This window comes from Actinomadura verrucosospora, assembly GCF_039540335.1.
In the GTDB taxonomy this organism is placed as follows: domain Bacteria; phylum Actinomycetota; class Actinomycetes; order Streptosporangiales; family Streptosporangiaceae; genus Spirillospora; species Spirillospora verrucosospora.
Genome location: NZ_BAABEV010000040.1, coordinates 48,137 through 68,137, shown reverse-complemented (window position 1 = coordinate 68,137; position 20,001 = coordinate 48,137). Strand labels below are relative to the sequence as shown.

The 20,001-nt window shown below is 72.1% G+C and carries 19 protein-coding genes; 11 read left to right on the top strand and 8 right to left on the bottom strand.

Annotation, left to right across the window (positions count from 1 at the left end; all coding sequences use genetic code 11):
* Positions 1–133 precede the first annotated feature (133 nt).
* Positions 134–1,120 (top strand): DUF4192 domain-containing protein, encoded by a 987-nt coding sequence (locus tag ABD944_RS32445; RefSeq protein ID WP_345183177.1) that lies wholly within the window; start codon positions 134–136, stop codon positions 1,118–1,120.
* Between the two features lie 137 nt (positions 1,121–1,257).
* Here ABD944_RS32445 and ABD944_RS32440 read toward each other — a convergent pair whose 3' ends face one another.
* Both ABD944_RS32440 and ABD944_RS32435 read right to left on the bottom strand, forming a co-directional pair.
* On the bottom strand, positions 1,258–2,127 hold the full coding sequence (locus tag ABD944_RS32440) for an alpha/beta fold hydrolase (RefSeq protein WP_345183174.1): 870 nt from the start codon (positions 2,125–2,127) through the stop codon (positions 1,258–1,260).
* A gap of 133 nt (positions 2,128–2,260) precedes the next feature.
* A complete protein-coding gene (locus ABD944_RS32435) occupies positions 2,261–2,632 on the bottom strand; it encodes a hypothetical protein (protein WP_345183172.1) in 372 nt (123 codons plus the stop codon).
* Positions 2,633–2,832: 200 nt separating this feature from the next.
* Between ABD944_RS32435 and ABD944_RS32430 the strand changes: the two genes are divergently transcribed.
* The 4 genes from ABD944_RS32430 (at position 2,833) to ABD944_RS32415 (ending at position 7,120) form a co-directional block, all read left to right on the top strand.
* Positions 2,833–3,615 carry a polysaccharide deacetylase family protein gene (locus ABD944_RS32430; protein WP_345183170.1) on the top strand — a complete coding sequence of 261 codons (783 nt, stop codon included), beginning with the start codon at positions 2,833–2,835 and terminating at the stop codon, positions 3,613–3,615.
* 35 nt (positions 3,616–3,650) lie between these two features.
* Positions 3,651–4,169 (top strand): DUF1707 and DUF4870 domain-containing protein, encoded by a 519-nt coding sequence (locus ABD944_RS32425; protein ID WP_345183168.1) that lies wholly within the window; start codon positions 3,651–3,653, stop codon positions 4,167–4,169.
* A 228-nt stretch (positions 4,170–4,397) separates the two neighbouring features.
* Complete coding sequence (locus ABD944_RS32420; RefSeq protein ID WP_345183166.1) at positions 4,398–5,765, top strand: FAD-binding oxidoreductase; 1,368 nt, start codon at positions 4,398–4,400, stop codon at positions 5,763–5,765.
* Between the two features lie 89 nt (positions 5,766–5,854).
* Positions 5,855–7,120, top strand: a complete 1,266-nt coding sequence (locus ABD944_RS32415) for a class I SAM-dependent methyltransferase (RefSeq protein WP_345183164.1) — start codon at positions 5,855–5,857, stop codon at positions 7,118–7,120.
* A 69-nt stretch (positions 7,121–7,189) separates the two neighbouring features.
* Here ABD944_RS32415 and ABD944_RS32410 read toward each other — a convergent pair whose 3' ends face one another.
* On the bottom strand, positions 7,190–7,684 hold the full coding sequence (locus tag ABD944_RS32410; RefSeq protein ID WP_345183161.1) for a cupin domain-containing protein: 495 nt from the start codon (positions 7,682–7,684) through the stop codon (positions 7,190–7,192).
* A 34-nt stretch (positions 7,685–7,718) separates the two neighbouring features.
* Positions 7,719–8,090 (bottom strand): DUF4267 domain-containing protein, encoded by a 372-nt coding sequence (locus ABD944_RS32405; protein ID WP_345183159.1) that lies wholly within the window; start codon positions 8,088–8,090, stop codon positions 7,719–7,721.
* Positions 8,091–8,179: 89 nt separating this feature from the next.
* Here ABD944_RS32405 and ABD944_RS32400 point away from each other — a divergent pair, with 89 nt between their 5' ends.
* Positions 8,180–8,752, top strand: a complete 573-nt coding sequence (locus tag ABD944_RS32400) for a TetR/AcrR family transcriptional regulator (RefSeq protein WP_345183157.1) — start codon at positions 8,180–8,182, stop codon at positions 8,750–8,752.
* A gap of 30 nt (positions 8,753–8,782) precedes the next feature.
* Here ABD944_RS32400 and ABD944_RS32395 read toward each other — a convergent pair whose 3' ends face one another.
* Positions 8,783–10,273: a tetratricopeptide repeat protein gene (locus ABD944_RS32395; RefSeq protein ID WP_345183155.1), complete on the bottom strand. Its 1,491-nt coding sequence runs from the start codon at positions 10,271–10,273 to the stop codon at positions 8,783–8,785.
* 179 nt (positions 10,274–10,452) lie between these two features.
* Here ABD944_RS32395 and ABD944_RS32390 point away from each other — a divergent pair, with 179 nt between their 5' ends.
* A complete protein-coding gene (locus ABD944_RS32390; protein ID WP_345183152.1) occupies positions 10,453–12,009 on the top strand; it encodes a GMC family oxidoreductase in 1,557 nt (518 codons plus the stop codon).
* On the opposite strand, the gene ABD944_RS32385 is transcribed toward ABD944_RS32390, so the two are convergent.
* The gene (locus ABD944_RS32385) at positions 11,990–12,871 is read right to left on the bottom strand and encodes an alpha/beta fold hydrolase (protein ID WP_345183150.1); all 882 of its coding nucleotides are present in this window, start codon (positions 12,869–12,871) and stop codon (positions 11,990–11,992) included. The genes ABD944_RS32390 and ABD944_RS32385 overlap by 20 nt on opposite strands.
* 162 nt (positions 12,872–13,033) lie before the next feature.
* Here ABD944_RS32385 and ABD944_RS32380 point away from each other — a divergent pair, with 162 nt between their 5' ends.
* Both ABD944_RS32380 and ABD944_RS32375 read left to right on the top strand, forming a co-directional pair.
* Positions 13,034–14,425 (top strand): aspartate aminotransferase family protein, encoded by a 1,392-nt coding sequence (locus ABD944_RS32380; protein WP_345183148.1) that lies wholly within the window; start codon positions 13,034–13,036, stop codon positions 14,423–14,425.
* 146 nt (positions 14,426–14,571) lie between these two features.
* On the top strand, positions 14,572–15,819 hold the full coding sequence (locus ABD944_RS32375; protein WP_345183146.1) for a cytochrome P450: 1,248 nt from the start codon (positions 14,572–14,574) through the stop codon (positions 15,817–15,819).
* Positions 15,820–15,825: 6 nt separating this feature from the next.
* Here ABD944_RS32375 and ABD944_RS32370 read toward each other — a convergent pair whose 3' ends face one another.
* Positions 15,826–16,557 carry an SDR family oxidoreductase gene (locus tag ABD944_RS32370; protein ID WP_345183144.1) on the bottom strand — a complete coding sequence of 244 codons (732 nt, stop codon included), beginning with the start codon at positions 16,555–16,557 and terminating at the stop codon, positions 15,826–15,828.
* A 114-nt stretch (positions 16,558–16,671) separates the two neighbouring features.
* Here ABD944_RS32370 and ABD944_RS32365 point away from each other — a divergent pair, with 114 nt between their 5' ends.
* Positions 16,672–17,514, top strand: coding sequence for a helix-turn-helix transcriptional regulator (locus tag ABD944_RS32365; protein WP_345183141.1), 843 nt, complete (start codon positions 16,672–16,674; stop codon positions 17,512–17,514).
* 21 nt (positions 17,515–17,535) lie between these two features.
* Here ABD944_RS32365 and ABD944_RS32360 read toward each other — a convergent pair whose 3' ends face one another.
* The gene (locus ABD944_RS32360; RefSeq protein WP_345183139.1) at positions 17,536–19,080 is read right to left on the bottom strand and encodes a long-chain-fatty-acid--CoA ligase; all 1,545 of its coding nucleotides are present in this window, start codon (positions 19,078–19,080) and stop codon (positions 17,536–17,538) included.
* 291 nt (positions 19,081–19,371) lie between these two features.
* On the opposite strand from ABD944_RS32360, the gene ABD944_RS32355 reads away from it, so the two are divergent.
* Positions 19,372–19,986, top strand: a complete 615-nt coding sequence (locus ABD944_RS32355) for a hypothetical protein (protein WP_345183137.1) — start codon at positions 19,372–19,374, stop codon at positions 19,984–19,986.
* Positions 19,987–20,001: the final 15 nt, after the last annotated feature.

Here is a 20,001-nt window from a genome sequence, read left to right as displayed (position 1 = left end):
CGTCGCCCAACGCTACCGCCCGCGGCCGACACCCGCGTCCCGTCCCGCACGACCGCGCCCCGAATCACCCGGGAGTTATCCACAGTTCCGAGAGTCGCGGCGGCGCCTCCGCCGCCCCTGACAACCTCGACCCATGACATCACTGGTGATCCGCTCCGCCCAGGACGCCATCGCGGCCGTCCCCTACCTGCTCGGCTTCCACCCCTCGCGCAGCCTCGTCGTCATCGGCTTCGAGGGACGATCCGGCGGCACATGCGCGATCCGGCTCGACTTACCGGCGCCGGGCGCCGCCGAACGCGTCGCCGCCGTCCTGGCCGGCAACGGCTTCGCCCGCTCGCTCCTGCTCGGGTACGGCCCGCCGGGCGAGGTGGCGGAGGCCGCCCGGCCCATGCGCGCGGCCCTGGCCGCCGCCGGCGTCCCCGTCGCCGAGGCCATCCGCGTCGCCGACGGCCGCTGGTGGTCGCTCACCTGCGACGACGTCTGCTGCCCACCCGAAGGCACCCCGTACGACATCTCCGCCAGCGCCGTCGCCGCCGAGGCGACCTTCGGAGGCCACGTGGCCCTGGCCGACCGCGCCGAGCTGATCGCCTCCGTCCGGCCGCCCGAGGGCCCTGCCCGCACCGCTATGCGCCGCGCCGCCGAGCGCGCCGAGCGGCGCTACCTGGCCCGGCCGATCTCGTCCGCCGAAGACGACCTCGCCTTCGTCCTCGCGCTGACGGCCCGCGCCCGCACCGGCTCCCGCCCGACCGACGACGAGGTCGCCTGGCTCGGCCTCGTCCTCACCGACCCGCGCGTCCGCGACGAGACCTGGATCCGCCTCGAAGAGGACGCATCGGCCGCCGACATCGCGTTCTGGCGCGACATCGTCCGCCGCGTCGACCCCGCCCGCGTCCCGGCGCCCGCGTCCCTGCTGGCTTTCGCCGCCTACTCCGCCGGCGACGGCGGCCTGGCCAACGTCGCCCTGCAGCGCGCCCTGGACGCCGACCCCGCCTACTCCATGGCCGTCATCCTCCGCGAAGTGGTCAACGCAGGCATCGCACCCGCCAAACTGCGGACGGGCATGGCCCGTCCGCAGAACCTGGACCGTTCGGCGAACGGCGGAGCGCGAGCGGCCTGGTGACCGGACTACCGGGAGGAAAGCCATGGTGCAGACGGAGGTCGGTGGCGCGTGCGGCGTCGTGGGTGACCGCAGCCGCGAGGGCGGCGGACAGCGTGAGCATGCCGAGCACCTGGGCGCCGGGTTCTGAAGGACCACTGTCAGCCGGCGTCGTCGAGCACCTCGCGGAGCCTGCGCGCGAAGGCCTCGGGCTGCCCGGCGTAGCCGGACTCGCCGCCGACGAAGCCACCATGGTGACTCGGGAAGACGGCCGGTCGCTGACCGAGCAGCTCGGCCATCGCCACCGAGGTGCGTGCGGTGAAGGTATCCCCGGACTCCTCGCCCACCGCGATCACGGTCCTTGCCGCTGCCGCGGTCAGCGCGTCGACGTCGGGCCGGTAGTCGCTGATCGCCCACGACCGGTCGGACAGCAGCGGATCGTCACGGGACCGGTCGTCCTCGGTCGGCAGCCCGAACGCGGCGGGGTCCGGCGCGGGCTGGGCGAAGTAGGCGTCGGTGAACTCGCCCTGCCACGACGTCATCACGATGAAGGCCGCCATGCCGGCGCCCGAGCCCGCGTCCTCGTAGGCGTCGCGGACGCCGGCCCGGGCGCGCTCGGCGGCCCGGGCGTCGGGAAGCACCGCGATGAGCGGCGGCTCGTGCGCCACGAGGGTGGTCACGCACTCGGGGTGGGCGGTCACGAGCGCGAGCGCGGTCACCGCCCCGCCGCTGCTCGCGAACATCTCGACCGGGCCCGCGCCGAGCGCCTCGATGAGGGCGTGCAGGTCGCCGGCCTGGGTCTCGGGCACCTGGTCGACGCGGCCGTCCTTGCGGATGCTGCGGCCGAGACCGCGCGGATCGTAGGTGACCACGGTGCGGTCAGGGAAGTGCGACGCCAGCGCACCGAAGCCGCCGGCGTCCATGGGCTGGCCGACCATGAACAGCGGCGGGCGCCCGCCGGCGGCCGGCGGCGGCCCGTGGACGTCGTAGACGAGGTCGACCTCGGGAGTCTCGAGTACCTGCGTAGTCATGACCAAACTGACTCCGGCCGCTACCAAGACTCATCGGCCCCGGATCGACCAGGACGCCGAGCACGGGGACGAGCCCGCGACCCGCGCCACCCGAGGGCCCCCGGCCTCCGGCCTCCGGGACTCCGCGGGCGGGTCAGGAGGAGACGGCCTGGCCCGGGGTGCCGGGGTCGATGCGCCGGTCGCGGTTGCGGTCGTTCCAGGCGCGCATGCGGGGCGGGTAGCCGACGATCTGGACGTCGTAGACGGGCAGGCCGAGGTCGCGGGCCACCTTGCCGATGACCTTGGGGGAGCCGACGCGGCGGCGGGTCCACTCGCCGTCGTGGGCGACGGCGACGGCCGTGGTGTCGGTGGCGTACGTCTCGGGCTCGACGAAGAACTCGACGCCGCGGCGGGCGCGGGCGAAGGCGATCAGCGCCTCGATGTCGGAGTCCGTCGCCTCCCTGTCGAGCCTGGTCACCGTGGACCCGCGGTGCCTGCGGATCCCGAACCGGTCCCGGAACCTCATCCCTCACCCCGTCGTCGGGTCCCGCCCGGAGGAGCTCCGGAGCGGGCTTGCGGTGTACGACGATAACGAGACCGGCGGCGCCCTGGTTCCCGACACAGCGGCGACGACCCCGGCGGGCCGGGGGGCCGCGCCCTAGACTGGCGCCTTCGGGGGATCATCACGCGGGGGTGTCGATGAACGGGCCGAACCTTGTTCGGCGGGTGGCCGGAGCCGTGCTCGCGGTCGCGGTGTTCGGGCTCCTGAGCACCCTCACCCCGGCCCAGGGCCAGGTGGGACCCATCGCCCGCGCCGAGCCCGCGAAGGCGAAGACCCCGCCGCGACCGGCCGCGCCTCCGAAGCCGCCGCCGCCCGACTGCGCGCGGGCCAAGTGCCTGGCGCTGACGTTCGACGACGGGCCCGCGGAGAGCACCGCGGAGCTGCTCGACATCCTCGCCGCCCGCAAGGTCCGGGCGACGTTCTTCATCGTGGGGGAGAACGCGGCGAAGCATCCGGAGCTCGTGCGGCGCGAGCTGGAGGCCGGGCACGAGATCGCCGACCACAGCTACACCCACGCCGACCTCGGGCGGGCGTCCCACAAGAAGATCATGGACGAGCTGACCCGGACGCAGGACGCGATCCGGCGGGCGTCCGGGGTCACGCCCACCCTGCTCAGGCCGCCCTACGGGTCGACCTCCGAGCGGCTGACGAAGATCACGCGGGAGCTGGGGATGGCCCAGGTGCTGTGGTCGGTCGACCCCCTCGACTGGGAGCACCGCGACACCGCCTACGTCGAGAAGCGGGTGCTGAAGGCGGCGCGGCCGGGTTACATCGTGCTGATGCACGACATCCATCCGACGAGCGTGAAGGCCGTCCCGAAGATCATCGACCGGCTGGCCGCCGAGGGGTACGTGTTCGTCACGGTGCCCGAGCTGTTCGGCGGGCGCCTGACCCCCGGGAAGGAGTACGTCCAGCGGAATTCAGGGGATCCTCAGGGTCTTCCCTGATGGCCCCGCGGCGGTGCCGCGCGGAGCATGGGCGTATGAACAGCAGCTACGCGGTGGGGGATCTGCGGGTCTCGGACGCCGAGCGGGAACCGGTCATCCAGCGGCTTCAGGACGCCTACGCCGAGGGGCGGCTCGACGAGGACGAGTTCGACATGCGCGTGCAGCTGGCGATGACGGCCAAGACGCGCAACGACCTCGGCGCCGTCCTCCTCGATCTGGTGCCCGTTCCGGCGGCGCCCGCGCCGGCCGGGGGCGAGGCCGCCACGGGCGAGGACCGGATGCTGGCCGCCGCCGCGCACGCGGTCGCCGTCCCCACGCTGTTCGTCGGCCCGCTGGTGCTGATGCTGCTGAGCGGCAAGCGGTCGCCCTACGTCCGGCGGCAGGCGGCGGAGGCCGTGAACTTCCAGGTGACGCTGCTGCTGCTCACGATCGTCACCTTCGGCGTCGGCGGGGTCGTGTACGCGGTGGCGTGGGTGCTGTCGGCGATCGCGGCCGTCTTCGCGCTGACCGGCCAGACGTTCCGCTATCCGTGGATCCTGCGCCTGGTGAAGTGACGCGGGGCGCGCGGGCCTGACGTTGAACGCGGCTCGGGTTTGTCGGAGGATCCCTCCGGGGAGGGTTGACGTGGTCGCGTCGAGCGCGACCGGCCGCCTCCAGGAGATGGAACGACGCCTATGCGCACGCCCGTGGGTTTATTCCCCTCTCTACCTGTGACTCCTTTAACGTCCGAGTTATGTGGACCATGCATGGGATGATCGATTAACTATGCGAGGGAGGGGTAGATGACGGAGCTTGCGATCAAGGGCGATCACCAGCGGGCGGTGGAGGCGCTCAGGAGGTCCTACCAGGCCATTCCGGAGGGCACGCCGGTGCGGCTGGCCAAGCGGACCTCGAACCTGTTCCGGTGGCGCGACCCCTCGGCGGCGCCCGGCCTGGACGTCTCCGGCTTCGACAAGGTGCTGAGCGTCGACCCGGACGAGCGGACCGCGCAGGTCCAGGGCATGACCACCTACGAGGACCTGGTCGACGCGACGCTGCCGCACGGGCTGATGCCGACGGTCGTCCCCCAGCTGAAGACGATCACGCTGGGCGGGGCGGTGACCGGGCTCGGCATCGAGTCGACGTCGTTCCGCGACGGGCTGCCGCACGAGGGCGTCCTGGAGCTGGAGGTCCTCACCGGCGACGGGCAGGTCGTCACGGCGACGCGCGACAACGAGCACAAGGACCTGTTCTACGGCTTCCCGAACTCCTACGGGACGCTCGGCTACAGCCTCCGGTTGAAGATCGAGCTGCGCCCCGTCCGGCCCTACGTCCGGCTGCGGCACCTGCGGTTCACCGACGCGGCGGAGCTCGCCCGCGTCCTGGGGGAGATCACCGAGTCCGGGACGTTCGAGGACGAGACCGTCGACTTCATGGACGGGACGGTCTTCGGCGCGGACGAGCAGTACATCACGCTCGGCTTCTTCGCCGACTCCGCGCCCTACACCTCCGACTACACCGGCCAGAAGATCTACTACAGGTCGATCCAGCAGCGGTCGGTCGACTTCCTCACGATCCGCGACTACATCTGGCGCTGGGACACCGACTGGTTCTGGTGCTCGGGCGCGTTCGGCGTGCAGAACCCGACGGTCCGGCGGCTGTGGCCCGACAAGTTCAAGCGCTCCGACGTGTACCGCAAGCTGGTCGCCTACGACCGCCGGTACCAGATCGTCGCGCGCGCGGAGCGGTGGCGGGGGCTGCGGCCCCGCGAGGACGTCATCCAGGACATCGAGGTGCCGGTCGAGCGGCTTCCGGAGTTCCTGGAGTTCTTCCACGACAAGGTGGGCATGAGCCCGATCTGGCTGTGCCCGCTGCGTGCGAAGGAGCGGTGGCCGCTGTACCCGCTCGACGTGGGCCGCCCCTACGTGAACGCCGGTTTCTGGGGGACGGTGCGGATCCCGCCGGGGCAGATCCCCGAGTACCACAACCGGCTCATCGAGCGTAAGGTCGCCGCCCTCGACGGCCACAAGTCCCTGTACTCGACGGCCTTCTACGGCCGGGACGAGTTCTGGCGGTACTACGACGGGGAGACCTACCGGCGGCTCAAGGGGGTCTACGATCCGCGCGGGCGGCTGCTGGACCTCTACGACAAGTGCGTGCGCGGACGCTGACCAGGCGCCCGCAGTTCGGGGGAGCCCCGCGCGGGAGGCGGCCCGACCGCCGCCGCCCGGGCCGGGGCGGAGAGACAGGAGGAACCACAATGACGCTGGCCAGGGTCTTCGAGCAGCTCGCCGGGGCTGAGGCGCCAGTGGAGTTCACGGCCTACGACGGATCTCGGGCGGGGGTGCCCGGCGCCGACATCCGTTTCGACGTGCGCTCACCGTACGCGGTCTCGTACCTGCTGCACTCGCCGGGCGCGCTGGGGCTCGCCCGCGCCTACGTCACCGGCATGATCGACGTCGACGGCGACATGATCACGGCGCTGACCACGATGCAGCAGGTGCTCAGCGACGTGACACCGCGCGACAAGGCGAGGATCGCCGGCGGGGTGCTGCGCGATCCGCTGCTGCGCGCGGCGGCGTCGCGCCGGCTGGACCCGCCGCCGCAGGAGGCGCCGTTCAGCCGCATCCCGTCGTGGCTCCGGCACTCCAAGAAGCGGGACGCGCGGGCCATCTCCCACCACTACGACGTGTCCAACACCTTCTACGAGTGGGTGCTCGGCCCCTCGATGGCCTACACCTGCGCGTGCTACCCGCATGAGGGCGCCACTCTGGAAGAGGCGCAGTTCAACAAGCACGACCTGGTGGCCAAGAAGCTCGGGCTGAAGCCGGGGATGCGGCTGCTGGACGTCGGCTGCGGCTGGGGCGGCATGGTGATGCACGCCGCGAAGGAGTACGGGGTCAAGGCGCTCGGCGTCACGCTGTCCAAGCAGCAGGCCGAGTGGGCGCAGAAGGCGATCGCCGACCGGGGCCTGTCCGACCTCGCGGAGGTCCGGCACATGGACTACCGCGACGTGGCCGAGACCGGCTTCGACGCGGTGAGCTCCATCGGCCTGACCGAGCACATCGGGAAGAAGAACCTCCCGGCCTACTTCTCCTTCCTCCACGGGAAGCTGAAGAAGGGCGGTCGGATGCTGAACCACACCATCACGCGTCCGGACAACACGTCTCCTTCCCGCAAGGAGAACGGGTTCATCAACCGGTACGTGTTCCCGGACGGCGAACTGGAGGGCCCGGGCTACGTCCAGAGCCAGATGAACGACGCGGGGTTCGAGATCCGGCACCAGGAGAACCTGCGCGAGCACTACGCGCGCACGCTCACCGGCTGGTGCGAGAACCTCGACGCGCACTGGGACGAGGCCGTCGCCGAGGTCGGCGAGGGAACCGCCCGCGTGTGGCGCGTCTACATGGCGGGCTGCGTGCTCGGCTTCAACCAGAACTGGATCCAGCTGCACCAGACGCTCGGCGTGAAGCTGGAGGACGACGGCACGAGCCGCATGCCGCTGCGCCCCGACTGGGGATCGTGACGACGGCCGCTTCAGACGGCGACGAGCCGACCGGAACGTTCCGGTCGGCTCGTCGCCGTTTCGGGGCCGTCAGGCGCGCGCCTTCTCCCAGGCCGCGCTGGTGAGGAAGTAGGTGTCGTAGATCTCCTGGACGTCCAGGAGGCTTTCGGGCGGGACCTTCCCGTAGGCGATGCGCTCCAGGTGGCGGAAGTACTCGAAGCGCTCGACGCCGGGGGTGATGACGATGAGGATGTCGGCGCTCTCCCCGGGGGCCGCTGCGAAGGCGTGCGGCAGGCCGGGCGGGACGACGACGAGGTCGCCGCGTTCCGCGGTCACCACCTGCTCGCCCGAGAGGAGTTGGGCGGCGCCGTCCAGCATGTAGAACATCTCGGCGGAACCGTCGTGGCGGTGCGGTTTGGCGCCGTCCGCGCCGGTGGCCAGGGTGACGCGCTGGGTGGAGAGGGCGCCGCCGGTCGAGCCGCTGTCGGCCAGCAGCCTGATGGTGACGGGGGAGCGGCCGATCACCTCGGCCTCGGCGGAACGGACGATCACGGACTCGTCGAAGTCCGGTGAGATCAGCGACATGCGAGGGGCTCCTTGTCCGGGACAGGGGAGGGGGTCAGACGGCGAACAGCAGGACCGCGCTGGCGAGCACGGCCACGGCGGTGGCGAAGTGAATGCCGAACGCGACGGCCTTCGTGCCGCCGTGGCGCAGCACGATCAGGGTGTCGCCGAGCGGTGCGATGGCCACGACCAGCATGTACCAGCCCGCGGCGTGGGCGCCGGCGAAAGCGATCAGGGCGAGGCCGAGGAGGCCGGTCGTCAGGTCGCGCAGCCCCTTGATCCTCAGGTAGGCGATGTCGCCGTCGGCCTTGGCGGGGACGCCGTAGCCGGCGGCCGCCGGGTACGGCGCGGTGAGGAACCGCGCGCCGATGAGAACGCAGAACAGGGCGAGCACGACGGCCAGTCCGTAGGCGATGGGGGTCAGCATGGCGTCTCCATGAGTGCTAGCAGCGCTAGGAACGAGAACGACGCTAGCATAGCGTCGACAGGATGGCTAGCAATGCTAGGATCACTGCCATGTCGATCCAGGGACGCCGGGAGCGAGAGCGGGCGGAACGCGAGAAGCTGATCATCACGGCGGCGCGGGAGCTGGCCGAGAGCGAGGGCTGGGACGCGGTGACGACGCGCCGGCTCGCCGCGGAGATCGAGTACAGCCAGCCCGTCCTCTACAGCCACTTCAAGGGCAAGGGCGCCATCATGGCGGCGGTCGCGGTCGAGGGGTGCGCCGAGCTCGCGGACGAGCTGCGGCGGGCGCGCACGGCGGCGTCCGGGCCCGCCGAGGCGCTGGCGGGGGTCGCGGCGGCCTACACCGACTTCGCGGAGCGCAGGCCCGCCCTCTACGACGTGATGTTCGTCAGGGACGTCGACCTGCCGTTCGCGACCCCCGAGGCGCCGCCCGCGCTCCAGGAGGCGTTCGGCGAGCTGCGCGAGACCGTCCGGCCGTTCGCGGGCGGGGACGACGTGGACGTGCTCACCGAGACGCTCTGGAGCGGCCTGCACGGCCTGCTCATCCTGATGCGCGACGGGCGCATGCACCGCGAGCACCACGAGCTTCGCACGGCCGTCCTGCTCCGCCGCTTCTCCGCCTGACCCCGCCCGCCGCGGCCGGAGGCGGGCCGGTCAGCCGGCGGCCGTGCGGCCCGCGCTGGTGGCCTTGATGGCGCCGTCGGGGGTGAAGGCGACCGTCACCTGGCCGCCCTGCGGGGCGACGCCCTCGATGATCTCCTCGCTCTCTCGGATCCGGCACCCGTGGTGGGTGAGGAAACCGCGCACGACGCGGCGCTGCTCGGTGGGGAAGACCTCGGCGGCGGTCATCATCAGGCGCGTCGCCGAGAGCGGGTCGAACTCGGCCGCGGGCAGGGCCGGGTCGTCGACGTGGAAGTAGAACGAGCCCTGCCCGTCGTTCACGCGGCAGCTCTGCACGCCGTTGCCGCCGAGCAGCGCGGCGGCGGCGATGGCCATGGTGGTCGCGGCCTGGTGCGGGTCGGGGAAGCCGGAGAGGTCCAGACGTCCCGCCGTCAGTTCCGGAACGGCGCGGCGCGCGCCGTGCTCGCGGACCGCGGCCAGCGGGGCGACGGCGGGCACGCCGACGCCGTAGTGCGGGTTGGCCCACGCCCACAGCCACGTGTCGCTCACGTGGGAGAAGCTGCCGAGGAACGTCATGCCGTGGAGGGTGCGTCCGCCCGCGGTGATGGTGCGCGCGTCGACGTCGAAGGCGATGTCGCCGTCACCGACGGCGGTGTTGAGGACGTTCTGGCGCTGGATCGCCGCGGCCGACCCCGCACTGGCGAACGCCTCGAACTCCGGGCTGTAGCAGCTGAGCCCGCTCAGGAACTCCGACCAGAACCGGGCACTGCGCTCGTCGCCCCGGCGCCGGTAGAGGTCGCCGAGCCTGCGCGCGGCGTGCTCGACGCCGGCCTCCTGCACCGATCTGCGGAACCAGCCGATGGCGGCGTTCTCGTCGCCCGCCTTCTGCGCGTGGTCGCCGAGGCAGAAGGCGGCCTTGGGATGCCCGAGATCGGCGGCCAGCCGCCACGCCTGGAGCCGCCCGGCGGGATCGCCCCTGTCCTGGCGCACGAACCCCAGGTTGAACGCGGCGCCGCCGTTGCCGCGCTCGGCGGCGCGGAGGTACCAGGTCTCCGCCGCTTCGAGGTCGCCCTTGCCGTCGTCGTCGCACAGCCGGCCGAGGTTGAACGCGGCCTTGTCCGAGCCGAGCTCCCAGGCCCGGCGGAAGAAGTCCATGGCCTGTTCGACGTCGCCCCTGTTCTCCAGCAGGATGCCCAGGTTCAGGGCGCCGCCCGAGAAGCCGCCCTCGGCGGACCGCCGGTACCAGCGTTCGGCGGTCTCCAGGTCGCCGTCCCGCTCCGCGCCGTAGCCGACCTCGAAGGCGCTCTCGGGAAGCCCCGCCTCGGCGGCCCGCCGCCACCACGCCAGGGCCTCCCGGTCGTCGCCGCGCTCCGCCGCGAGGGACCCGAGCTCGTGGGCGCCCCCCGGATGCCCGGCTTCGAACGCCTCCCGCAGCAGCTCCTCGGCCTCCGCGAGGTTCCCGCCGCGCCTGGCCTCCAGGCCGCGCTCGTACGGTTCGACTGATCCGGCCGGGTACTCGGTCATCGCACGCCCCCTCTGAGTGATCACAGGTTCACGGGATCGACGCTGCGCGCCCGATCCGGGTTCCCGCCGGCGTCCATGCGTCCGAAACCGCTCCGCACGCATGGACGGGCGGCCCCTCCCGGTGGTAAGCCCGGGGGAAGAACGGGCCGTGCCGCGGCCCGTGGAGTGCTGGAGCCCCCATGGAACACGACTATGTCATCGTCGGCGCCGGGTCCGCGGGGTGCGCCCTGGCCGCTCGCCTCTCCGAGGACGCCTCCGTCACCGTGGCCCTCCTGGAGGCGGGCGGCCCGGACGACAAGAGCGAGATCCACATCCCGGCCGCGTTCCCGAAGCTCTTCAAGACCGAGTACGACTGGGACTACAGCACCGCCGGGCAGCCCGAGCTGGACGGGCGCGAGCTGTACTGGCCGCGGGGGAGGACGCTCGGCGGGTCGTCATCGCTGAACGCGATGATGTGGGTGCGCGGGCACTACGACGACTACGACGACTGGGACGTCCCCGGCTGGTCGTACGAGGACGTCGTCCCGTACTTCAAGCGCGTGGAGGGGCGCGTCGGCAGCAACAAGGGCGACGTGTACGGCACCTCCGGCCCGGTCACGATCTCCGAGCAGCGCAGTCCGAACGTGACCACGCGGGCGTTCCTGGAGGCGTGCGCCGCCACCGGCCTCAACAGGTTGCCGGAGCTGAACGGCCCGTCCAACGAGGGGTACGCGCTCACGCCGGTCAGCCAGCGGCGCGGGAGGCGGTGCAGCGCGGCCGACGCCTACCTGCGTCCCGCGCGGAAGCGTCCCAACCTGACCGTCGTGACGGGCGCGCAGGTGTCGCGGGTGCTGATCGAGGACGGCCGGGCGACCGGCGTGGAGTACGGCGGCGGGCGCGTCACGGCGCGCCGCGAGGTGATCCTGGCCGCGGGCGCGGTCGGGTCGCCGCACCTGCTGATGCTGTCCGGCGTCGGCGACCCCGAGCACCTGCGGAGCGCGGGCGTGGAGCCGGTCGTGGAGTCCCCGCAGGTGGGGCGCCATCTCCAGGACCACCTGTCGGTCGGCGTCGTCCGGCACTGCCCGAGGAAGGTCACGCTCGCGGGCGCGGAGTCGCTGCCGAACATCGCCCGCTACCTGCTCGCCCGGCGCGGGCCGTTCACCTCCAACGTGGGCGAGGCGGTCGTGTTCACCAAGAGCGCCCCCACCCTGCACGCCCCCGACCTCGAACTCATCTTCGCGCCGGCCCCCTACGTCGCGCACGGGCTCACCCCGCCGACCGAGCACGGCGTGACGCTCGGCGTCGTGCTGCTGCGGCCCGAGTCGTCCGGGCGCGTCTCGCTCGCGTCCGCCGACCCGGCCGCGCCGCCGGTGATCGACCCCGCCTACCTGACGGAGGAGAGCGACCTGCGGCGCCTGATGCACGGCGTGCGGCGCGCGGAGGAGCTGCTGGCCGCCGACGCGCTCAGGCCCTTCGTCGGCGACGTCATGCAGCCCTACGTGGGGGCGGACGACGAGGACGCGCTGGCCGCCTACGTCCGGGGGCACTCCGAGACGCTCTACCACCCCACCGGCACGTGCCGGATGGGCACCGACGCCGGCTCGGTCGTCGACCCGGACCTGCGCGTCCGCGGCGTCGAGGGGCTCCGGGTCGCGGACGTGTCGATCCTGCCGCAGATCACCCGGGGCCACACCAACGCCCCCGCCATCATGATCGGAGAGAAGGCCGCCGACCTGGTCAGGACGCCAGCCAGCTGAGCACGCGCTCGTTCACCTCGGCGGGGCGGTCCAGCTGGAGGAAGTGGCCGGCGCCGCCGATCCGCTCGGCCCGCGATCCGGGCGGGAGGGCGGCCCGGACGGCGTCGAGGTCCACCGCGTCCGCGGCGACGCAGCCGTCCTCGGCGCCGTGCAGGTAGAGCACGGGGCGCTCGCCCACGATGGTGGTCGCCTGCTGCTCGGCCGCGTACCGGTCGACGAGCCGGGACGGGTCGAGCATCGCGCGGTAGTACCCGATCGCCGCCGCGGCGTTGTCCGGCGCGGCGAGGCACTCCATCACGCGGTCGACGTCCGCGGACCGGTCGCGGCCGTCGTCGGGGGACCAGTCGCGCCACAGCCCCTCGACGAACGACCGGCCGAACGCGAGCTCGGCCAGCGGCGTCTGGAAGACGAAGATGTAGAACGAGCGCTTGAGCTGCTCGTAGTCGAAGAACGAGGTCGCCATCACCGAGATGGGCGGAACGGACATGGCGACCGCCTTGCGCCAGCGTTCCGGGGCGGCGTTGACGGCGCCGTAGGTGGCGAAGGCGCCCCAGTCGTGACCGACGACCACGGCGTCGGGGCCGCCGCCGAGCGCCTCGTGCAGGGCGATGGCGTCGGCGGCGAGGGCGCCGCTCTGGTACGCGCCGTCCGCGGGGACGGACGTGGGGGCGTAGCCGCGCATGAAGGGGGCCACGGCGCGGTGGCCGGCGGCGGCCAGCTCCGGCATGAGGTGCCGCCAGGTGTGCGGGGAGTCGGGGAAGCCGTGCAGCAGCAGCGCCAGGGGCCCGTCCTGGGGGCCGGCGGCGAGGTATCCGAAGTCGAGCCCGTTCGCGTTGACCGATCCGGTCGTGATGTCGCCCATGTACGCCTCCTCGGTTCGCGGCGAACGGTACCCGCGGCTCCGCGGCGCCGGACCGGCAGGGCCCTCTCTCTTCGGATATCGGCGTATCACCATGTATTTACAGCGGAATCCGCAGTCACATAGCATCAGAGCAACTGGATCGATCGCACCGAGGGAATCGTGATGACGGAGTCGGACGTGACCAGCCAGCAGCACGACGCGATGCAGAGGGCGGCGCGCGACCATCTGTGGATGCACTTCGCGCGGCACTCGGCGGCCCCGGACGGCGGCGAGATCCCGGTGATCGTCCGCGGGGAGGGCCCCTACGTCTACGACTCGGCGGGCCGCCGCTACCTGGACGGCCTCGCCGGGCTGTTCACCGTCCAGGCCGGGCACGGCCGCGGGGAGCTGGCGCAGGCCGCCGCCAAGCAGGCCGCCGAGCTGGCCTACTTCCCGATCTGGTCGTACGCGCACCCGAAGGCCGTCGAGCTGGCCGAGCGGCTCGCCGCCCTCGCGCCCGGCGACCTGAACCGCGTCTTCTTCACCACCGGCGGCGGCGACGCGGTGGAGAGCGCGTGGAAGCTCGCCAAGCACTACTTCAAGCTCACCGGGAAGCCGGGCAAGCACAAGGTGATCAGCCGGGCGGTCGCCTACCACGGCACCCCGCACGGCGCGCTGTCGATCACCGGCCTGCCCGGCCTGAAGGCGCCGTACGAGCCGCTCGTGCCGAGCGGCTTCCGGGTGCCGAACACCAACATCTACCGGGCCGCCGAGCACCGCGACGACCCCGAGGCGTTCGGCCGGTGGGCCGCCGACCGGATCGAGGAGGTCATCGAGTTCGAGGGCGCCGACACCGTCGCCGCCGTGTTCCTGGAGCCGGTGCAGAACGCCGGCGGCTGCTTCCCGCCGCCGCCCGGCTACTTCGAGCGCGTCCGGGAGATCTGCGACCGGCACGACGTCCTGCTGGTGTCGGACGAGGTGATCTGCGCGTTCGGCCGTCTCGGCACGACGTTCGGCGCGGAGCGGTTCGGCTACACGCCGGACGTCATCACCTTCGCCAAGGGTGTGACGTCCGGGTACGCGCCGCTCGGCGGGATGCTCGTGGCCGACCGCCTGTTCGAGCCGTTCAAGGGCGGGACGGAGATGTTCGCGCACGGCTACACGTTCGGCGGGCACCCGGTGTCGGCGGCGGTCGCGCTGGCCAACCTCGACCTGTTCGAGCGCGAGGACCTGAACGGGCACGTCATGCGCAACCGGGACGCGTTCCGGGGCACGCTGGAGCGGCTGCGCGACCTGCCGATCGTCGGGGACGTGCGCGGCGACGGCTACTTCTACGGCATCGAGCTGGTCAAGGACCAGGACACGCGGGAGACGTTCGACGACGAGGAGTCCGAGCGCCTGCTGCGCGGGTTCCTCGACAAGGCCCTCTACGAGGCGGGCCTGTACTGCCGGGCCGACGACCGCGGCGACCCCGTCGTCCAGCTGGCGCCGCCGCTGATCTGCGACCAGGGGCACTTCGACGAGATCGAGCAGATCCTGCGCTCCGTCCTCCAGGAGGCGTGGACACGGTTGTGACCGGACGCCGGGGGCGCGGGCGCGCCGCGCCCCCGGCGAACCGGTGTGAGGCGCGTCACCCCGCCGATCAGTGTGCGCTTGCATCTTTACTTTGAGAGGGTGCATGTAAACCGAATCGGGTTCGGACATGACGAGGTGGTGGGCGCGTGCTCAAGGTCGACGACATCAACCTGACCGACTGGGATTTCTGGCGGCGGCCGCACGACTACCGGCACGAGGCCTTCAAGGCGCTGCGCTGGCACGCCGGCCTCATCCGCTACGAGGAGCCGGACATCGTCATCGCCCCCCAGGGCCCCGGCTACTACGCGCTGACCCGGCACGCCGACGTCGTCGAGGCGTCCCGCCGCCCGCAGGACTTCTGCTCCGGCAGGGGCGCCATCAGCATCCCGGACATGCCGGGCGACATGCACGAGTACTTCGGCTCGATGATCAGCATGGACGACCCCCGGCACGCCAAGATCAGGCGGATCGTGTCCCGGGCGTTCTCGCCGCGCATGATCCAGCGGTTCGAGGACCGGGTCGAGGCGGTCGCGGGCCAGATCGTCGAGAACGTGGCGGCGGGCGGCGGGACGGGCGACTTCGTCGCCGACGTCGCCGCCCGGCTCCCCCTGAAGATCATCTGCGACATGATGGGCATCGCCGAGGAGCAGTACAGGACCGTCCTGGACGCCACGAACGTCATCCTCGCGGGCAACGACCCCGAGTTCATCCCGACGGCGGAGCCGGAGCAGATGGCGATGGCGCTGCTCGGCGCCGGCGAGACGCTGCGCGGCCTGGTCGAGGACCTCGGGCGGCAGCGCCGCGCGAACCCCACCGACGACCTCACCTCCGCCCTGGTGAACGCCAACCTCGACGGCGAGTCGCTCACCGACCAGGAGCTCGGCTCGTTCTTCATCCTGCTGGTCGTCGCCGGCAACGAGACCACCCGCAACGCGATCGCCCACGGCCTCGACCTGTTCACCCGCAACCCCGACCAGCGGGCCCTGCTCACCGAGGACTTCGACGGCCGCATGCCCGGCGCGGTCGAGGAGATCGTCCGGTACGTCTCGCCGGTCATCTGGATGCGCCGGACCGCGACCCGCGACACCGTGCTGAACGAGCACGAGATCAAGGAGGGCGACAAGCTCGTCCTCTACTACTGGTCGGCCAACCGGGACGAGTCGGTCTTCACCGACCCGGACCGGTTCGACATCCTGCGCGACCCGAACCCGCACGTCGGGTTCGGCGGGCCCGGGCCGCACTTCTGCCTCGGCGCGCACCTGGCCAGGCGCGAGATCACCGTGATGTTCCGCGAGCTGCTGCGCCGCACGCCCGCCCTCCGCGCCTCCGGCGACCCCGACCGCCTGGAGTCCAACTTCATCAACGGGATCAAGCGCCTGCCCTACACGATCTGAGCCCGGCTACCAGGGCAGGGGGCCGTCCTCGGCGAGGAACGCGCCCGTCGGGCCGCCGTCGCCGAGGAGGGCCACCCCGGCGATCACGGACGCCCCCTGCTCCGGCGTCCGGTGCCCGGCGTGGTCGTTGAGATCCGTCGCGCAGTACCCGGGCGTGGTGGCGTTCACCGTGACCGAGGTGCCGGCCAGCTCCTTGGCGTAGGCGACGGTGACGGCGTTCAGCGCCGACTTGGACGCGTTGTACGGCAGCAGGTTGACGCCGTGCACCGGGCTGGACGGGTCGCCGTGCAACGTCAGCGAGCCGAGTTCGCTGGAGACGTTGACGATCCGCCCGGCGGGGGAGCGGCGCAGCAGCGGGAGCATCGCGTTGGTGACCGCGACGACGCCGAACACGTTGGTCTCGAACGCGGTCCGGACCAGGTCCGGCGCCGTCCGGCTCGGCGGGAAGCCGGTGGCCCCCGTCGTGGTGATCCCGGCGTTGTTGACCAGGATGTCGAGCCGGCCGAACTCGGCGTCGATCCCCTTGGCGGCGGCCTCGACGGTGTCGGCGTCGGTGACGTCCAGCCGGACGAAACGGGCGTCGATCCCCTCGGCGGCGAGCGCGGCGGCGGCCGGCTCGCCGCGCTCGGCCGACCGCGCCCCGAGCAGGACGGTGACGCCGCCGCGGCCGAGGAGGCGGGCCGTCTCGAAGCCGATGCCCTTGTTGGCCCCGGTGATGAGTGCGATCTGTGTCGTCATGCCGTCCAGGTTCACCGGCGGCGTCCGGGCTGAGGAGAGACCGGCCGAAGCTGGGATCGGCCGTACCACCCTCGGCCCGGCGGTCCCTCCGGAGTATCGGACATGCTGGAGGCCATGGACAGACAAGAGACGGCGGCGTTCCTGCGTTCCCGGCGGGCCCGCATCCAGCCCGCCGACGTCGGGCTCCCGGGAGGGACGCGCCGCCGGACCCCCGGTCTGCGCCGGGAAGAGGTCGCGCGACTGGCGGGCATGTCGGTGGACTACTACATCCGGCTGGAGCAGGGACGCGGGCCTCGTCCGTCCAGGCAGATCCTCGGTGCGCTGGCGCGCGCGCTGAGGCTGACCGACGATGAGCGCGCCTACCTCTACGGCCTCGCCGGCGAGGCGCCGGAACCGCCGAGCGGCCCTTCGCGGGACGTCCCGCCGGGGATCGTGCACCTGCTCGAACGGCTGGACGACACGCCCGCCTACGTGCTGAGCGCCCGGCAGGACATCATCGCCTGGAACCCGCTCGCGGCGGCGCTCATGACCGAGTTCGCCGCGATGGCGCCCGGTGACCGCAACGTCGTCCGCTGGCTGTTCACCGGCTCCGACATCGAGCGGTACGGCGCCGACGAGTACCTGACGCGGTTCGCCCGCGGGCTGGTGGCCGACCTGCGGGCGGCGTTCGGCCGGTATCCGGGCGACGCCGGCATCGCCGGGCTGGTCGCCGAGGTCGCCGGCCGCAGCGCGCTGTTCGCCCGGCTCTGGGACGAGGGCGAGGTCGAGATCAGGCGCGGCAGCCGCAAGCGCATGACGCATCCCGTCGTCGGCGAGCTGGACATGCACTGCGACGTGCTCTACGTGCCGGAACGCGACCAGCGGGTCGTCCTCTACACGACCACGCCGGGCACGCCCTCGCACGAGGCGATGAAGCTGCTGCGCGTCGTCGGGACCCAGGACCTCAGCGTCCGCTGAGGCCCCGGGGCCCGCGCGCGGTCAGCGCAGCTCGCGCTTGAGGATCTTGCCGGTGGCGGTCATCGGCAGCTCGTCGCGGAACTCGACGATCCGCGGGTACTTGTAGTTGGCGAACTGCTCCCTGCCCCACGCGACCAGCTCGTCCTCGGTGACGGTCGCGCCGGGCGTGCGGATCACGTACGCCTTGACCTCCTCGCCGTGCGAGGGGTGCGCGACGCCCACCACCGCGGCCAGCGAGACCTCCGGGTGGGTCATCAGGACCTCTTCCAGCTCCCGCGGGTACACGTTGTACCCGCCCCTGATGATCATGTCCTTGGAGCGGTCGATGATGTAGTAGTAGCCGTCCTCGTCGCGGCGGGCCACGTCGCCGGTGCGGAACCAGCCGTCCCTGACGGAGGCCTCGGTCGCCTCGGGCCGCCCGTGGTAGCCCTTCATGATGTTGTGCCCCCGGATGGCGATCTCACCGGGCCCCTCGCCCTCGATCTCCTTCCAGTCGTCGTCGATCAGCTTCATCTCCACGCCCCACACGGGCAGGCCGATCGAGCCGGGCTTGGTCGGGCGGTCCGGGCGGTTGAACGAGGCCACCGGCGACGTCTCCGACAGGCCGTAGCCCTCCAGGACGTCCACGCCGAACTTGGTCTTGATCCCCTTGAGGACCTCCATCGGCAGCGCCGACCCGCCCGACACCGCGACGCGGAGGTTCTCCCGGATCGCCGCGATCTCCTCGTCGGAGGTCTCGTCGGTCAGCAGGCCCCAGTACATCGTCGGGACGCCCGCGAAGATGTTCACCTTCTCCTTGACCATCAGCTCGATGGCCTGCCGGGCGTCGAACCTCGCCTGCATCACGAGCGTCGCGCGCCGGTAGAGGCCGACGTTCATCACGCACGTCTGCCCGAAGATGTGGAACAGCGGCAGCGTGACCAGCGACGTGTCGTGCAGCGTCCGGTAGAAGAGCGTGTCGTCCACCATGGCGTTCATGAGGAGGTTGCTGTGCGTGAGCTCGGCGCCCTTCGGCTGCCCGGTCGTCCCGCTGGTGTAGATGATCACGGCGGTGTCGTCCGGCCCGGTCCGCGCCGTCTCGAAGGTGCCCGGCTTCCCCGCGAGCGCGGCCCAGAACACCTCCGCCCCCTCCACCGGGGACTCGGCGGCGGACGGGTCGGCGGGCAGCAGGAAGAGGTGCTCGCACCCCTCCGCCTGCTCGAACCCGGCGCGCCCCATCTCGCCGAGCGGCAGCTCCGGCGTGCCCTCGAAGCAGAAGAACGCCTTGGCGCCGGAGTCGCCGAGGTGGTAGGCGATCTCCCGCGGCTTGAGCAGCACGTTCAGCGGGACGACCACCGCCCCCGCCTTGAGCGCCCCGAAGTACACCATCGGGAAGTAGGGGAGGTTCGGGCTGGACAGCGCCACCTTGTCGCCCGGCCCGACGCCGCGCTCGCGCAGCAGGTTCGCGACCTGGTTCGCGACCTGGTCGAGGAAGGAGTAGGAGAGCCGGAGGTCGGCGAACACGACGGCGTCGCGGTCGGGCGTCTCCCGGGCGGCGTCCTCCAGCAGCACGGACAGGTTGAGCATGGCACTCCTCGCGCGGAAAGGTGACCGGCCGGTTAGTTACCGGCGAGTGTATGAGACCGTTCCGCACATCCTGCTGCACGGGACGCGTCCGGCGCCATCGTTCGCCGGCCTTGACGTGGCGTTTTCGTCGTCGCGACGGCGCCTCCGCGGGCAGGATGAGGGGCCGTCTTCGTCGGGTTCCCGGCTCTGTGACCGGATCCGGACGGTTCGGACGGACGCCGGGCCCGCGCCGGATGCCCGTCACCCCGCGGCGCTAGCATGTGCCGCTGCAGCGAGAAAGGGTGCGCGATCTTGATCATCTTCGGCTGGCGCGTGGTGTTCTTCACCCTGACCAGGGGAGTCTTCCACTGCCCCGGATGCGGCGGCGACCGCGAGTACCGCCGCAGGCAGGGGCGCAACTTCTTCACGCTGTTCTTCATCCCGGTCATCCCGCTGACGAAGGCCGGCGGCGAGTTCGTCGAGTGCGACACCTGCCACGGCCGCTGGAACCCCGCCGTGCTCGACGTGCCGACGACCGCGCAGCTCGCGCAGATGCCCGCGATGCTGCTGCGCATGGCGATCGCCCAGGTCCTGCGCTCCGGCGACTACACCAACGCGGCCGCCCGCTCCCGCGCGGTCGCCGTCGTCCGCCAGGCCGGCGAGCCCGGGTTCGACGAGTCCGCCCTGAACGCCGACCTCGGCCGCCCCTTCGACGAGGTCCGCGTCGAGATGGGGCGCGCCGCCTCCGCCCTCGCCCCCGAGGCGCGGGAGAGCATCCTGCGCGCCGCCGCCGAGATCGCGCTGGTCGACGGCCCGCTGACCGTCTCCGAGGAGGAGACGCTGTCCGCCGTGGGCGCCGACCTGGAGCTGACCCGCGTGCAGGTGACCGGCGTCGTGTCCATGGCCCGCCAGGAGTCGGGGCATTAAGTCGCGGCGGGCGGG